This window comes from Leclercia sp. 1548 (assembly GCF_050435045.1).
GTDB classification, from domain to species: Bacteria; Pseudomonadota; Gammaproteobacteria; order Enterobacterales; family Enterobacteriaceae; genus Enterobacter; species Enterobacter adecarboxylatus.
Genome location: NZ_JBNDJP010000003.1, coordinates 60,696 through 75,634, shown reverse-complemented (window position 1 = coordinate 75,634; position 14,939 = coordinate 60,696). Strand labels below are relative to the sequence as shown.

The window sequence follows — 14,939 nt, the reverse complement described above, 5'->3', positions numbered from 1 at the left end:
AGGGTTTATGCTCATCTCATCGAATGCTGCGAATACGGAGATGAACATGCAACGCCGTGATTTTTTAAAATATTCTGCTGCACTGGGTGTCGCCAGTGCCCTGCCGCTGTGGAGTCGCGCCGCTTTTGCGGCCGAGCGTCCCGTTCTGCCAATCCCCAATTTACTGACGCCTGATGCGCGTAATCAGGTGAAGCTGGTGGTGCAGGCGGGTAAAACCACTTTTGGCCCGCACAACGCCACCACCTGGGGCTACAACGGCAATCTGCTTGGCCCGGCCATTCAGCTACACAAGGGAAAAGCGCTGACCGTAACTATCCACAACACCCTCAATGAAGAGACCACCGTCCACTGGCATGGTCTGGAAGTGCCGGGCGAGGTGGACGGTGGCCCGCATGGCATCATTAAACCCGGCGGCCAGCGGACGGTGACCTTTACCCCGGACCAACAAGCGGCAACCTGCTGGTTCCATCCCCATCAGCACGGGAAAACCGGGCATCAGGTGGCGATGGGACTCGCCGGGCTGGTGCTGATTGAGGATGACGAAAGTCGCCTGCTGCGTCTGCCAAAGCAGTGGGGCATCGACGATGTACCGGTGATCGTCCAGGACAAAAAATTTACTGCCGACGGGCAGATTGACTATCAGCTGGATGTGATGAGCGCCGCGGTGGGCTGGTTTGGTGACACGCTGCTGACCAACGGCGCGATTTACCCGCAGCACAATGCCCCGAAAGGCTGGCTGCGTCTGCGCCTGCTCAACGGCTGTAACGCCCGCTCGCTTAACTTTGCCGCCAGCGATAAACGCCCGCTGTATGTGGTCGCCAGTGACGGAGGGCTGTTGGCGGAGCCGGTGAAGGTGACCGAGCTACCAATGTTGATGGGCGAACGTTTTGAGGTGCTGGTGGATATCAGCGACGGCAAGGCGTTTGACCTGGTGACTCTGCCGGTCAGCCAGATGGGGATGGCCGTGGCGCCGTTCGATAAACCGCACCCGGTGCTGCGCATTCAGCCGCTGCTGGTGACCGCATCGGGCACCTTGCCGGATACGCTGACCACCCTGCCGGCTCTGCCATCACTTGAGGGGCTGACCCAGCGGAAGCTGCTGCTGTCGATGGATCCGATGCTGGACATGATGGGCATGCAGGCATTAATGAAAAAGTACGGGCACCAGGCAATGGCAGGTATGGACCACGGCCAGATGGAGCATGGTCAGATGGACCACGGCAAGATGGGCGGGATGGATCACAGCATGCATGCGTTTGATTTCCATAACGGCAACCGCATTAACGGCCAGGCCTTCGACATGCATACCCCGCAGTTCGCGGCCACCAAAGGGCAGTATGAGCGTTGGGTGATCTCAGGGGAGGGCGACATGATGTTGCACCCGTTCCACATTCACGGCACCCAGTTCCGCATCCTGGCGGAAAACGGCAAAGCGCCAGCGGTGCATCGTGCGGGCTGGAAGGATACGGTGCGCGTTGAGGGCGGAGTGAGCGAGGTGTTAGTGAAGTTCGATCATGCTGCGCCGAAAGAGTTTGCCTATATGGCGCACTGTCATCTGTTAGAGCATGAAGATACGGGGATGATGCTCGGCTTCACCGTATAAAAAAGCCCGGTGGCGCTAACGCCTACCGGGCCTGGATCTTTTAAACGGCAACCCTGGTTGCCGTTTTGCTTTTACTTCTCGTCAGGCAAGGCGTAGGCAACAATGTAGTCGCCCATCTTCGTACCAAACGAACCGTGACCCCCTGCGGAAATCACCACAAACTGCTTACCATTGGCCTCATAGGTCATTGGCGTGGCTTGTCCACCCGCAGGCAGACGACCCTGCCACAGTTTCTCGCCGTTGCTCATGTTGTATGCGCGCAGGTAGTTATCGGCAGTCGCGCCAATGAACAGCACGTTACCGGCGGTGGAGATTGGGCCACCCAGCATCGGCATACCCATATTGAACGGCACCGGGATCGGCATCGGGAACGGCATGCTGTCCTGTGGCGTACCAATACGTTTTTTCCAGACGACCTGATTGGTCTTCAGATCCGTTGCTGCGATATAACCCCATGCAGGCTGTTTACACGGCAGGCCAAACGGAGAGAGGAACGGGTTCAGCGTCACGCCATACGGCACGCCGTACTGCGGCTGAATACCGGACTCTGTACCTGTACCCTGAGCGTCTTTCGGCTGCTCCATCGGGTTGCCTGGGCCACGTGGGATCAGCTTCGACACAAACGGCAGCGCCATCGGGTTAGCAATTGCCACCTGACGGTTTGGATCCACCGAGATACCGCCCCATTCGAACATCCCCAGGTTACCCGGGAACACCAGCGTGCCCTGCTCGGATGGTGGTGTGAAGATGCCTTCATAGCGCAGCTGATGGAACATCACGCGGCACACCAGCTGGTCAAACATGGTGGCACCCCACATGTCTGCCCCGCTGAGATCTTTCTTCGGACGGAAGCTCAGATCAGAGAACGGCTGGGTTTTAGTAACGTAATCGCCTTTCGCTGCGCCCTGCGGAACCGGTTTTTCCGGTGCCGGCACGACCAGCTGGCCGTTACGACGATCCAGTACAAAGATATTACCGGTTTTTGCCGGGGCGTAGATCACCGGTACGGTCTGGCCGTTAACGGTGATGTCAGCCAGCGTCGGCTGGGACGGCAGATCCATATCCCACAGATCGTGGTGAACGGTCTGGTAGCTCCATGCCAGTTTCCCGGTGGTGGCGTTCAGCGCCAGTACGGAGCTGGCATAACGTTCCTGTTCCGGTGTGCGGTTACCGCCCCAGATATCTGGCGTGGTCACGCCCATCGGCAGATAGACCAGGTCCAGCTTCGCGTCATAGGCGGCTGGCGCCCAGGAGTTCGGTGAGTTGAAGGTAAAGGTGTGCTCATCCGACGGGATAGAGTTTGGATCTTTCGCACCCGGGTCAAAGGCCCACAGCAGCTTACCGGTGTTAACGTCAAAACCACGGATTACACCGGAGGTTTCACGGGTAGAGAAGTTATCCGTTACCGACCCGGCGATCACGATGGTTTTATCGGTGATGATCGGCGGAGAAGTTGGCTCATACAGACCCGGAGTTTGATCCGGCATGTTGGTCTGCAGATTCAGGATACCTTTGTTGGCGAAGGTTTCGCACAGCTTGCCGGTCTCAGCGTTGAGGGCAATCAGGCGACCATCGTTCACTGGCAGCATAATGCGGCGCGGACAATCAGCAATGACTTCCGGGCTGGCATTATCGGCACGCGCTTCGTGGTAAGAGACGCCACGACAGGTTACGTGCTGGAACGAGGAGTTAGGTTTAAGCTGCGGATCGTAGTGCCATTTCTCTTTACCGGTAGCCGCATCCAGTGCAAACAGACGTTGGTGAGCGGTACAGAGATACAGCATGTTGCCAACTTTAATCGGGGTAACTTCGTTGGTCAGTTCGCCCGGATCGGTCGGCAACTTCAGATCGCCAGTACGGAATACCCAGGCCTCTTTCAGCTTGTGTACGTTATCGGCATTGATCTGCTTCAGTGGCGAGTAACGTTGGCCTTCCTGGTTACGACCGTAGGCAGGCCAGTCGCCATCTGCGACCTCAGAGATGGCTGCCGCCGGGGTAGCGTCGGCACTCAGGGTACCTTTTACTTCCTGCGGATCGTTGAAACCCGCCCAGGTCAGGATGCCACCGCTAATCAGCAGCGCCACGACCAGAGCAGTCACCGCCCCGCCGGAACGCACGAACAGTCGACGCCAGACGAAAGGCAGGATCAGCCAGATACCGAAGAAGACCAGAATATCGCTACGCGGGGTCAAGGCCCAGAAGTCGAAGCCGACCTCCCAGACGCCCCAGATCATCGTGGCAAGCAGCAGGGCGGCATAAAGCCACAGTGCCGATTGTTTACTGCGCCATAACATCAGGGCGACACCCAGCATCACTACGCCAGCAATCGGGTAGTACCAGGAACCCCCAATGGCTACCAGCCAGACTCCACCTATTAGCAGGTAAAGCCCGCATAAGGCTGCGAACAGCGCTGTTAGCTTCACGAGTAACCGTGAAGGTTGAACTTTTGTTTCCGCCATAAAAAGTACTCTTTAAGTTTGTTAATTTTTTGATAGCAATTAATTATAGGACTTAACAAGTGTGATCGGAATCACAAATCTGGCTTTTATGAACAGATGCGCCAGGCGGATCCATTTGCTGGTATACTTCAGGGCTTATGTAGCGATGCCGGACGTGAAGCCATCGGCATTGAGAAATTCGTTATAAAAACATACGGTTAGTAAAATGAAACATACTGTTGAAGTGATGATCCCGGAAGCGGAAATCAAAGCGCGTATCGCCGAACTCGGTCGTCAGATCACCGAACACTATAAAGACAGCGGCAGCGAGATGGTGTTAGTGGGTCTGTTACGCGGTTCCTTCATGTTTATGGCCGATCTCTGCCGCGAAGTGCAGGTCTCCCATGAAGTCGATTTTATGACCGCCTCCAGCTATGGCAGCGGTATGTCGACGACTCGTGATGTGAAAATCCTTAAAGACCTGGATGAAGATATTCGCGGCAAAGATGTTCTGATTGTTGAAGACATCATCGACTCCGGTAACACCCTGTCGAAGGTGCGCGAAATTCTCAGCCTGCGTGGCCCTAAATCGCTGGCGATTTGTACCCTGCTGGACAAACCGACCCGTCGTGAAGTTCAGGTTCCCGTGGAGTATGTCGGCTTCTCAATCCCGGACGAATTCGTGGTGGGTTACGGCATTGACTACGCGCAGCGCTACCGTCATCTGCCGTATATCGGCAAAGTGGTGTTGCTGGACGAGTAAACGAGTTGGGTGCGGCTTGATACCCTCACCCCAGCCCTCTCCCACAGGGAGAGGGAGCAAAGCCAAAAAACGGCAACCGGGTTGCCGTTTTGCTTTTACCTCGGCACCACCCGGCTTTTTTGCAGGCTTACTTGTGGTTTTCGTGCTTCTGAGTCAGGTTACAGATGCCCCGACGGTAGCGCTGTTCCAGGGTTTCCCGGTTGGTGGCGGTCACTTCCAGGTCGCGCAGCAGGCCATCGTGAATACCGTACGCCCAGCCGTGGATCGTCACTTTCTGCCCGCGCTTCCAGGCGGATTGCATAATGGTGGAGTGGCCCAGGTTGTATACCTGTTCCATTACGTTCAGTTCACACAGGGTATCCAGGCGACGCTCCTGCGGCATTTGCCCCAGCAGTGAGCTATGTTTGAACCAGATATCACGAATGTGCAGCAGCCAGTTGTCGATCAGACCCAGTTCCGTGTTCTCTACCGCCGCCTGTACGCCGCCGCAGCCGTAGTGGCCGCAAATAATGATGTGTTCGACTTCCAGCACATCAACCGCATACTGCACCACGGACAGACAGTTCAGGTCGGTGTGGATCACCAGGTTGGCGACGTTACGGTGTACAAAGAGTTCGCCCGGTTCGAGGCCCGTCAGACGCTCAGCCGGAACGCGGCTATCGGAACATCCAATCCACAGAAAGCGTGGCTTCTGCGCTTGAGACAGTTTCTCAAAAAATCCGGAATCTTCTTCCAGCAGCATCTTTGACCATAGTGCGTTATTGCTGATGAGTGTATCTATGTCGTTCATGGAGGTTAACGGCCTGTAACCGAGTGATTGCGTTGCGCTAATATAGGGTAACTCGACTTTTTATGAAACCACACAACGTGTGTCAGAACTATAGGTAGTCTAATTCATGGCGATTGCACTTGAGCTTGAGCAACTAAAAAAAACCTACCCGGGCGGCGTCCAGGCGCTGCGCGGGATAGATCTCAAAGTAGAAGCCGGTGATTTTTATGCGCTTCTGGGGCCTAACGGGGCGGGTAAATCCACCACCATCGGCATCATCAGCTCGCTGGTGAACAAAACCTCCGGTCGGGTGAGCGTGTTTGGCTACGACCTGCAAAAAGACGTAGTGAACGCCAAGCGCCAGCTGGGGCTGGTGCCGCAGGAGTTCAACTTCAATCCGTTTGAGACCGTTCAGCAGATTGTGGTGAACCAGGCGGGTTATTACGGCGTGGAGCGTAAAGATGCAGTTGAGCGCAGCGAAAAGTACCTCAAACAGCTCGATTTGTGGGAAAAACGCAACGAACGTGCGCGGATGCTGTCAGGCGGTATGAAGCGTCGTCTGATGATTGCCCGTGCGTTAATGCACGAACCAAAACTGCTCATCCTCGATGAACCGACCGCAGGGGTGGATATTGAACTTCGCCGCTCGATGTGGGGCTTTTTGAAGGATTTAAACGATAAAGGCACCACTATCATTCTCACCACCCATTATCTGGAAGAGGCCGAGATGCTGTGCCGTAACATCGGCATCATTCAGCACGGCGAGCTGGTGGAAAACACCTCGATGAAGAACCTGCTCTCCAAGCTGAAATCAGAAACCTTCATTCTCGATCTGGCGGCCAAAAGCGCGCTGCCGAAGCTGGAAGGCTATCAGTACCGGCTGGTTGATACGTCAACGCTGGAAGTGGAAGTTCTGCGCGAGCAGGGGATCAACAGCGTCTTTAGCCAACTGAGCCAGCAGGGGATTCAGGTATTAAGTATGCGTAACAAAGCAAACCGACTGGAAGAGCTGTTCGTCTCGCTGGTCCATGAGAAACAAGGAGATCAGGCATGATGCAGCTTTACTGGGTGGCGCTGAAAAGTATTTGGGCCAAAGAGATCAACCGCTTCATGCGCATCTGGATCCAGACGCTGGTGCCGCCGGTGATCACCATGACTCTCTACTTTATTATCTTCGGCAACCTGATTGGCTCGCGGATCGGTGAGATGCATGGCTTCACCTACATGCAGTTTATCGTGCCCGGCCTGATCATGATGGCGGTGATCACCAACGCCTACGCCAACGTGGCCTCGTCGTTCTTCAGCGCCAAGTTCCAGCGCAACATTGAAGAGCTGCTGGTGGCGCCGGTGCCCACTCACGTTATCATCGCGGGCTACGTCGGCGGCGGGGTGGCGCGCGGCCTGTGTGTCGGTGTGCTGGTCACGGCGATTTCGCTGTTCTTTGTGCCGTTCCAGGTTCACTCCTGGCTCTTCGTCGGCCTGACGCTGCTGCTGACGGCGGTGCTCTTCTCGCTGGCCGGTCTGCTGAATGCGGTATTCGCCAAAACCTTTGACGATATCAGCCTGATCCCGACCTTCGTCCTGACGCCGCTGACCTACCTCGGCGGGGTGTTCTACTCCCTGACGCTGCTGCCGCCGTTCTGGCAGGGGCTGTCACACCTGAACCCTATCGTCTATATGATCAGCGGTTTCCGCTTTGGCTTCCTTGGCATTTCCGACGTACCGCTGGCAACCACCGTCGGCGTGCTGGTGATCTTCATCGTGGCCTTCTATCTGCTGTGCTGGAACCTGATCCAGCGTGGACGCGGACTGCGCAGCTGATCCTCAGGCCCGGCGGCACTCTGTTGCCGGGCCGCTTTATTGACGCTTATCACCCCCGTACTCTCCTGACTCCGTTAGACTACCCCTTTCTGATGAGAGGTGACGATGCTGGGTTGGGTAATCACGTGCCATGATGAACATGCGCAGGAGATGGCGGATAAACTCGCCGTCCGGTTTGGGCCGCTGGAACAGTGCCAGGTGGTCAATTTCTGGCGCGGATTAAGCTGCAATATGCTCAGCCGTATGCTGTGCGATGCCCAGCATCGGGCCGACAGTGGTGACGGGGTGATTTTCCTGACCGATATCTCCGGCGCAGCCCCTTATCGTGCGGCGGCACTGCTCAGCCACAAGCATGCCAACTGCGAAGTAATATCCGGGATAAGCTATCCACTGCTGGAGTTGATGTACCCTCTGCGGGAGATCACCGACAGCATCGGCTTTCGCGAGACCATCGTGGCCCGCGGCGCACCGGAAGTGAGCAGCCTGTGGCATCAGCAACAGAAAAACCCGCCCTTTGTCCTGCTTCACGAGCTGTAGAAATATTAATCATGGGTTTTGCTGCCGCTTTTGTTACAATGGCGTCCGATTTTCGTATTGAATAAACCCCTATGTTCTCGCGTATTTGTCTCCTGTTTTTGCTGCTGGTTTCCGGCGGCGTGTCTGCCAGTCTGCTCAGCCAGCCAGGGCTCCCGCCCCGCTATATGCAAACCACCGAAGATGCCGCCATCTGGGCGCAGGTGGGCAATAATGTCGTCACCGTCGGCAACGTGCGTGCCGGACAAATCATTGCAGTGGTGCCTACCGCCGCGGATTACTATGAGTTCCGTTTTGGCTTTGGCACGGGCTTTATCGACAAAGGTCATCTCGGCGAAGTGCAGGGCAAACAGCGCGTGGAGGACAGCCTGGGCGATTTGAACAAGCCGCTCAGCAACCAGAACCTGATCACCTGGAAGGATACGCCGGTCTATAACGCGCCCAATGCCGGAAGCGCGCCGTTCGGCACCCTGGCGGACAATCTGCGTTATCCGATCCTCAGCAAACTGAAGGACCGGCTTAACCAGACCTGGTATCAAATCCGCATCGCCAACCGCCTGGCCTGGGTCAGCAGCCTGGACGCTCAGGAAGATAACGGTCTGCCGGTTTTGACTTATCACCATATCCTGCGGGACGAAGAGAACACCCGTTTTCGCCATACCTCAACCACCACCAGCGTGCGCGCCTTCAATAACCAGATGGCCTGGCTGCGCGATCAGGGTTACACCACCCTGACGATGTACCAGCTGGAAGGCTATGTGCGTAACAAAATGAACCTGCCGGCTCGCGCGGTGGTGATCACCTTTGACGACGGCCTGAAGTCGGTCAGCCGCTACGCCTGGCCGATCCTGAAGCAGTACGGTTTTCACGCCACGGCGTTTATTATCTCCTCGCGGATCAAAGCCCATCCGCTGAAGTGGGACCCCCGATCGCTACAGTTTATGAGCATTTCCGAGCTGCGCGAGATCCAGGATGTGTTTGACGTCCAGTCACACACCCATTTTCTGCATCGGGTGGATAACTACCGTCATCCCATCCTGCTGAGCCGCACCTACCAGAACGTGCTGATGGATTTTAAACACTCCCGTCGCGCGCTGGCGCAATTCAACCCGCACGTGCTGTATCTCTCGTACCCGTTCGGCGGCTATAACGATAACGCGGTTAAAGCGGCCAACGACGCGGGCTTTCATCTGGCGGTGACGACGGTGAAGGGGAAGGTGAAACCGGGGGATAATCCATTCCTGCTGAAGCGCTTATATGTGCTCAGAACGGACTCGTTAGAGACGATGTCGCGGCTGATCAGTAATCAGCCGCAAGGATAACGATCAGGCGACCTGAACCGGAATCGCTTTCGCGGTACGTTTCATGTCGTTATCACCTTCAAAGTAGGCGACTTTTGGCTGCCAGCGGCGTGCTTCTTCATCGGACATCATGACAAAGCTGGCGATGATGACAATATCACCCACGTTGGCACAATGCGCTGCCGCACCGTTGACGGAGATAATTTTAGAACCACGTTCAGCCGCGATAGCATAGGTTGAGAAACGATTGCCGTTACTCACGTTCCAGATATCAATGGCTTCGTTTTCAAGAATACCCGCTGCGTCGAGAAAATCCTGGTCGATCGCGCAGGAGCCTTCATAGTGCAGATCGGCCTGCGTGACTTTCACACGGTGAAGCTTACCTTGCAGCATTTTGCGAATCATGACGTTACCTTAACTCTTTATCGTATCCCCTCCCGAAGAAGGGGCGGAGGAAAACTAATCCGTTAGCATGGTTATGCTCAGTGCTTACTGAGCCAGTTCAACTACAGTGTTGTCAATCAGGCGCGCCTGGCCGAGCCATGCGGCCACCAGGATCACCGCGCGCTTGCTGTCAGACGAGAGCGCCAGCAGGGTGTCAGCATCGCGGATCTGCACATCGTCAGCCCGAAGGCCCCGATCGTTCAGCGCCTGTTCCGCCAGAGCCACGATCTCTTCGCTGTTCAGTTCTTTGCTTTTCAGCTGGGTCGCCATGGTGCTCATCACCTGGTACAGGCCCGGGGCGATTTTACGTTGTTCGGCGGTGAGGTAACCGTTGCGCGAACTCAGCGCCAGGCCATCTTTGGCCCGCACGATCGGCACGCCAACGATCTCGATGTCGTAGCCCATGTCGGCCACCATTTTGCGGATCAGCGCCAGCTGCTGGAAATCTTTCTCACCGAAGCAGGCAATATCCGGCTGCACCAGGTTAAACAGCTTGCTGACGATGGTCGAGACGCCGCGGAAGTGACCCGGACGGCTGGCCCCTTCCAGCATGGTAGAGATACCCGGCACGTCGACAAAAGTGGTCTCTTCCGTGCCTTTCGGATAGACATCGTTTGGGGCCGGGGAGAAGACGAAATCCACCTTATGCTTTTTCAGCTTCTCGCAGTCTTCCTGCAGCGTGCGCGGGTAGCGCGCCAGGTCGTCGGCACGGTCGAACTGCATCGGGTTAACAAAAATACTCACCACCACCACATCGGCGCGGGCTTTGGCTTCGTCCACCAGCTTCATGTGGCCGTCATGCAGGTTGCCCATGGTAGGCACCAGCGCGATACGTTTACCTTCCTGGCGCAAACGGCGAATGTGCTGGCGCAGCAGCAGCAGGGTTTCAATGATTAGCACGACAAGACTCCTTACTGGAAACTGTGTTCTTCACCCGGGTAAACACCCGATTCAACGTCGGCAATATACTGCCTGACCGCGCCGCGGATGTCGCTGGCGCCGCTAAGGAAATTCTTCGCAAATTTCGGGATGTGCCCACCAGTGATACCAAACGCATCATGCATTACCAGGATCTGGCCATCGGTAACGTTACCGGCGCCAATGCCGATCACCGGGATCGTCAGCGCGTCGGTGATACGTTTTGCCAGTGCGACCGGCACGCACTCCAACACCAACAGCTGTGCTCCCGCGGCTTCAAGGGCGAGCGCGTCATCAAACAGCGTCTGGGCGGCGTCGCCGCGCCCCTGCACCTTATAGCCGCCAAAGATATTCACCGACTGCGGGGTTAATCCGAGATGGCCGCAGACCGGCACCGCGCGCTCGGTGAGCATGCGTACGGTCTCAACCAGCCAGGCGCCGCCTTCCACTTTGACCATATTGGCCCCGGCGCGCATCACCGTGGCGGCATTTTCAAACGCCTGCTCCGGTGTGGCATAAGCCATAAACGGCAGGTCGGCGAGCAGCAGGCAGGCGGGCGCTCCGCGGCGCACCGCCCGGGTGTGATAAGCAATATCGTCTACCGTCACCGGCAGGGTGGAGTCATGTCCCTGGACCGTCATCCCTAACGAGTCGCCAACCAGCATGACGTTAATGCCCTCTTCGGCAAAAAGTTTGGCGAAGCTGTAGTCATAGGCGGTAATAGTGGCGAAGCGCTGCTTGTCCTGTTTGCATTTCTGCAAGGTGGCGATGGTGGTTGGTTTCATACTGTTTCCTGATAGCCCAAAGCGAATCTTTGCGCATTCTAACAGTAACATTCGAGGGAACAATGATTTTAGGTAACCGATTAACCACAAATATTTCAGGGTTAATAATTAAAAATTTCGTGTTACCAGTGGGCAGGTTTTTCGGCGTTCAACTGCGCCAGCAGGGCGCTTAAATGTTCGCCGTCGGGGAAGGTGAGGTCAGGGGCGATTTCAAACAGCGGCCAGAGCATAAAGCCGCGGCGTTTCATATCGTAATGCGGCACCGTAAGACGCTCGGTGTGGATCTGCGCATCACCAAACAGCATGATGTCTAGGTCGAGCGTGCGCGGTCCCCAGCGTTCTTCTTTACGCACACGCCCCTGCTGCAACTCGATGCGCTGGGTGTTGTCCAGCAGCGCTTCGGCACTGAGCACGGTTTCCAGCGCGATGGCGGCATTCAGGTAGTCGGGCTGATCCTGCGGGCCTAGCGGGGGAGTGCGGTAAAACGAAGAGAGGGCGACGACGCGGGTCTGCGGGATGTCGCCCAGCGCCTGAACGGCAGCATTCACCTGCTCCAGCGGAGAGGCCAGATTGCTGCCGATAGCGATGTACGCAAGCGTCATGCTGCGCCTTCGCGGCGTGGAGCGCGTTTGCGCGGACGACGATGGCGGCGACGCGGCGCTGGCTCTTCATCCAGCTCGCCCAGCATGTCTTTCTGCGCCGGTGGTGCAGAGACCTGGAACTCACCCCACCACTGCACCAGAAGCTGCAGTTCGCGGTTGTTTTCCGCTTCGGCACGCAGGGCCATCAGATCGTAAGCTGCGCGGAATTTTGGATGCTCCATTAACTTCCAGGCACGTTTACCCTGACGGCGGGACATCCGCAGCTGAAGCTGCCAGATATCACGCACCAGCGTGGTAATACGTTTCGGGATAGCCAGCGAGCGGCAGGCTTCATCCAGCACATCGTTGGCGGCCAGCGCAAAGGCATCGTAATAGGCAAGGCCGCTTTCCTGGGCAATCTTCTGCGCGGTTTCCAGCAGCGGATACCAGAACATCGCGGCAAAAAGGAACGCCGGGTTAACGCGCATATCGTTCTGAATGCGGTTATCGGTGTTCTTCAGCACCTGATCGATGATGCGTTCCATGGCGCTGTCACCTTTTTCGGTGAAGTTGCGCGTGATGGTCGGGAACAGAGGCTGGAACAGGCTGTATTCGCGCAGCAGCTGATAGGTAGCAAAACCATGGCCCGCCTGCAGCAGCTTCAGCGACTCTTCAAACAGACGCGCCGGTGGCACATCGTTGATAAGCGTTGCCAGGCGCGGGATCGGCTCGGCGGTTTCTGGGCTGATGCGCATATCGAGCTTGGCGGCAAAGCGCACGGCGCGCAGCATGCGCACCGGATCTTCACGGTAGCGCGTTTCCGGATTGCCGATCAGGCGGATCAGACCCGCGTTCAGGTCCGGCACGCCGCCGACGAAATCGCGAACGGTAAAGTCAGCCACGCTGTAATAGAGGCTGTTGATGGTGAAATCGCGACGCTGGGCATCTTCTTCGATAGAGCCAAAGATGTTGTCACGCAGCAGCATACCGTTCTGACCTTGTTGAGAGGTCGTGCGGTCTGATGGGGTGCCTTCGTGATGACCACGGAAAGTAGCGACTTCGATGATTTCTGGGCCAAACATGACGTGAGCAAGGCGGAAGCGACGACCGACCAGGCGGCAGTTACGGAATAATTTACGCACCTGCTCAGGGGTGGCGCTGGTGGTCACGTCAAAATCTTTTGGCTTTTTGCCCAGCAGTAAGTCACGCACCCCGCCACCAACAAGATAGGCCTCATAGCCGGCTTTATTCAGGCGATAAAGGACCTTCAGGGCGTTTTCACTGATATCTTTGCGGGAAATAGCATGCTGCTCGCGCGGAATAACCGACATCGTATTTTGAACAATGACGTCTTCCGCCATGCTCTCATCGCGGCTCAGCACCTTACGGCAAAAATTAGCGACTCGGGTAAAAATAGTACACCTCGGTAGTGTGTGTTTCAGAATTCAGGACAAAAAATAGCGGCTAATCATAGCTCAGCGAGACGCATTTGAGAATGCTGGATTTTCGGCACGCGGTTTAGCGACCACCGGGAGACCGCTTTTGCCAGTAATTCCTCGGTTCGCAGATCCTGCCACTCATGTGTTACATCCTGGTTTAGAAATTGTAAAGCATTGATAAGAACAGGGCGAGGATCGCCTGTCGGTAATGCCGGGGCATGATTCTGTTTCGAGAGTTTCATCCCTTTTTCATTCACCACCAACGGCAAATGGATATAGTCCGGCACCGGCCAGCCAAATAGCTGGTAGAGCGAAATCTGCCGCACGGTGGGTTCGATCAGATCGGCACCGCGAACAATTTCATTTACTCCCTGGAAATGGTCATCCACTACGACCGCCAGGTTATACGCAAACAGCCCGTCGCGCCGATGGATAATGAAATCCTCGCCCGCCAGCCGGGGATCGGCATGGAGTTCGCCCTGTAGCTGGTCGGTAAACCAGGTCACCGGGTGCTGCTGCACCACGCGCACCGCCGCGTTTTCCGGGCTGTGATGCAGGGTGCGGCAATGGCCGTCATAGACGCCGCCGACGCTCTGAATGCGCGCGCGGGTGCAGGTGCAGTAATAAGAGAGTCCCTGGGCGTGCAGCCAGGCCAGGCGTTCGCGATAGGCATCGTGACGCTGCGACTGCCACAGCACGTCGCCGTCCCAGTGCAGGCCGTAATGTTCCAGCTGACGCAGAATAGTCTCTGCTGCACCGGGAACTTCACGCGGGGGGTCAATATCTTCGATACGTACACGCCAGATACCCTGTCGGGCACGGGCTTGCAGATAACTGCCAAGTGCGGCAATGAGCGAGCCAAAATGCAGTTCGCCAGAGGGGGATGGCGCGAAGCGCCCAATATAGTCAGCAGGCATAATTACACAGCGCAGAAAGTAATCAGGCGGGAGAAGACTCCCGCCTGTGATAGCGTTATGACAGGGTCGGAATTAACCGGCCATCTGTTTTTCGCGGATTTCTGCCAGCGTTTTGCAGTCGATACACAGGTCGGCTGTTGGACGGGCTTCCAGACGACGAATGCCGATCTCGACACCGCAGGACTCGCAGAAGCCGAAATCTTCGTCTTCGACTTTTTTCAGCGTCTTTTCAATTTTCTTGATCAGTTTGCGTTCGCGGTCACGGTTACGCAGTTCAAGGCTGAACTCTTCTTCCTGGGCGGCACGGTCTACCGGGTCCGGGAAGTTAGCGGCTTCGTCCTGCATATGCGTAACGGTGCGATCGACTTCATCCCTAAGTTGATTACGCCATGCTTCAAGGATTCGCTTGAAGTGCGACAGCTGGGCTTCGTTCATATACTCTTCGCCCGGCTTCTCTTGATACGGCTCCACCCCAGCGATGGCGAGAATACTCAGGGACGATGTTTTACGGTTTTGCCCTTCTTGCATGTTGCTTCTCCTTAACACGCACTATCGATCCCCGTGTTGGGGGAAAAATCAGGCCGCTATAAATAGCAGATGCTTTTCCGTAAGGCAATTATCTAAAC

General features: G+C 56.3%; 15 protein-coding genes. 6 read left to right on the top strand and 9 right to left on the bottom strand.

Annotation, left to right across the window (positions count from 1 at the left end; translation table 11 throughout):
- The first annotated feature begins 46 nt into the window (after positions 1–46).
- Positions 47–1,603, top strand: coding sequence for a multicopper oxidase CueO (gene cueO / locus ABIE02_RS09925; RefSeq protein WP_165717425.1), 1,557 nt, complete (start codon positions 47–49; stop codon positions 1,601–1,603).
- 71 nt (positions 1,604–1,674) lie between these two features.
- Here cueO and ABIE02_RS09920 read toward each other — a convergent pair whose 3' ends face one another.
- Positions 1,675–4,062, bottom strand: a complete 2,388-nt coding sequence (locus tag ABIE02_RS09920) for a glucose/quinate/shikimate family membrane-bound PQQ-dependent dehydrogenase (RefSeq protein ID WP_032616572.1) — start codon at positions 4,060–4,062, stop codon at positions 1,675–1,677.
- Positions 4,063–4,267: 205 nt separating this feature from the next.
- Between ABIE02_RS09920 and hpt the strand changes: the two genes are divergently transcribed.
- Positions 4,268–4,804, top strand: coding sequence for a hypoxanthine phosphoribosyltransferase (hpt, locus tag ABIE02_RS09915; protein WP_059308714.1), 537 nt, complete (start codon positions 4,268–4,270; stop codon positions 4,802–4,804).
- Between the two features lie 127 nt (positions 4,805–4,931).
- Here hpt and can read toward each other — a convergent pair whose 3' ends face one another.
- Entirely contained in the window at positions 4,932–5,594 is a 663-nt protein-coding gene (gene can / locus ABIE02_RS09910; protein WP_032616574.1) for a carbonate dehydratase, read from the bottom strand.
- Positions 5,595–5,700: 106 nt separating this feature from the next.
- Between can and ABIE02_RS09905 the strand changes: the two genes are divergently transcribed.
- The 4 genes from ABIE02_RS09905 (at position 5,701) to ABIE02_RS09890 (ending at position 9,250) form a co-directional block, all read left to right on the top strand.
- On the top strand, positions 5,701–6,627 hold the full coding sequence (locus ABIE02_RS09905; RefSeq protein WP_032616575.1) for an ABC transporter ATP-binding protein: 927 nt from the start codon (positions 5,701–5,703) through the stop codon (positions 6,625–6,627).
- The gene (locus ABIE02_RS09900) at positions 6,624–7,394 is read left to right on the top strand and encodes an ABC transporter permease (RefSeq protein ID WP_032616576.1); all 771 of its coding nucleotides are present in this window, start codon (positions 6,624–6,626) and stop codon (positions 7,392–7,394) included. Before ABIE02_RS09905 ends, ABIE02_RS09900 begins: the two co-directional genes overlap by 4 nt.
- 105 nt (positions 7,395–7,499) lie before the next feature.
- Entirely contained in the window at positions 7,500–7,931 is a 432-nt protein-coding gene (locus ABIE02_RS09895) for a PTS sugar transporter subunit IIA (RefSeq protein ID WP_032616577.1), read from the top strand.
- Between the two features lie 71 nt (positions 7,932–8,002).
- Positions 8,003–9,250: a polysaccharide deacetylase family protein gene (locus ABIE02_RS09890; RefSeq protein ID WP_032616578.1), complete on the top strand. Its 1,248-nt coding sequence runs from the start codon at positions 8,003–8,005 to the stop codon at positions 9,248–9,250.
- A gap of 3 nt (positions 9,251–9,253) precedes the next feature.
- Here the strand turns inward: ABIE02_RS09890 and panD are convergent, their stop codons facing one another.
- The 7 genes from panD to dksA all read right to left on the bottom strand — a co-directional run bounded on the left by panD (position 9,254) and on the right by dksA (position 14,841).
- Positions 9,254–9,634 carry an aspartate 1-decarboxylase gene (panD, locus tag ABIE02_RS09885; protein ID WP_032616579.1) on the bottom strand — a complete coding sequence of 127 codons (381 nt, stop codon included), beginning with the start codon at positions 9,632–9,634 and terminating at the stop codon, positions 9,254–9,256.
- Between the two features lie 84 nt (positions 9,635–9,718).
- A complete protein-coding gene (gene panC, locus ABIE02_RS09880) occupies positions 9,719–10,573 on the bottom strand; it encodes a pantoate--beta-alanine ligase (protein WP_032616580.1) in 855 nt (284 codons plus the stop codon).
- Positions 10,574–10,584: 11 nt separating this feature from the next.
- A complete protein-coding gene (panB, locus tag ABIE02_RS09875) occupies positions 10,585–11,376 on the bottom strand; it encodes a 3-methyl-2-oxobutanoate hydroxymethyltransferase (RefSeq protein WP_032616581.1) in 792 nt (263 codons plus the stop codon).
- A 122-nt stretch (positions 11,377–11,498) separates the two neighbouring features.
- Positions 11,499–11,978 carry a 2-amino-4-hydroxy-6-hydroxymethyldihydropteridine diphosphokinase gene (folK, locus tag ABIE02_RS09870; RefSeq protein ID WP_032616582.1) on the bottom strand — a complete coding sequence of 160 codons (480 nt, stop codon included), beginning with the start codon at positions 11,976–11,978 and terminating at the stop codon, positions 11,499–11,501.
- Positions 11,975–13,372 (bottom strand): polynucleotide adenylyltransferase PcnB, encoded by a 1,398-nt coding sequence (pcnB, locus tag ABIE02_RS09865; protein ID WP_204231584.1) that lies wholly within the window; start codon positions 13,370–13,372, stop codon positions 11,975–11,977. The genes folK and pcnB overlap by 4 nt, the downstream gene beginning before the upstream one ends.
- A gap of 53 nt (positions 13,373–13,425) precedes the next feature.
- Positions 13,426–14,316, bottom strand: a complete 891-nt coding sequence (gene gluQRS / locus ABIE02_RS09860) for a tRNA glutamyl-Q(34) synthetase GluQRS (protein ID WP_167540288.1) — start codon at positions 14,314–14,316, stop codon at positions 13,426–13,428.
- A 69-nt stretch (positions 14,317–14,385) separates the two neighbouring features.
- Positions 14,386–14,841, bottom strand: a complete 456-nt coding sequence (gene dksA, locus ABIE02_RS09855; RefSeq protein WP_012016093.1) for an RNA polymerase-binding protein DksA — start codon at positions 14,839–14,841, stop codon at positions 14,386–14,388.
- Between the last annotated feature and the right edge of the window lie 98 nt (positions 14,842–14,939).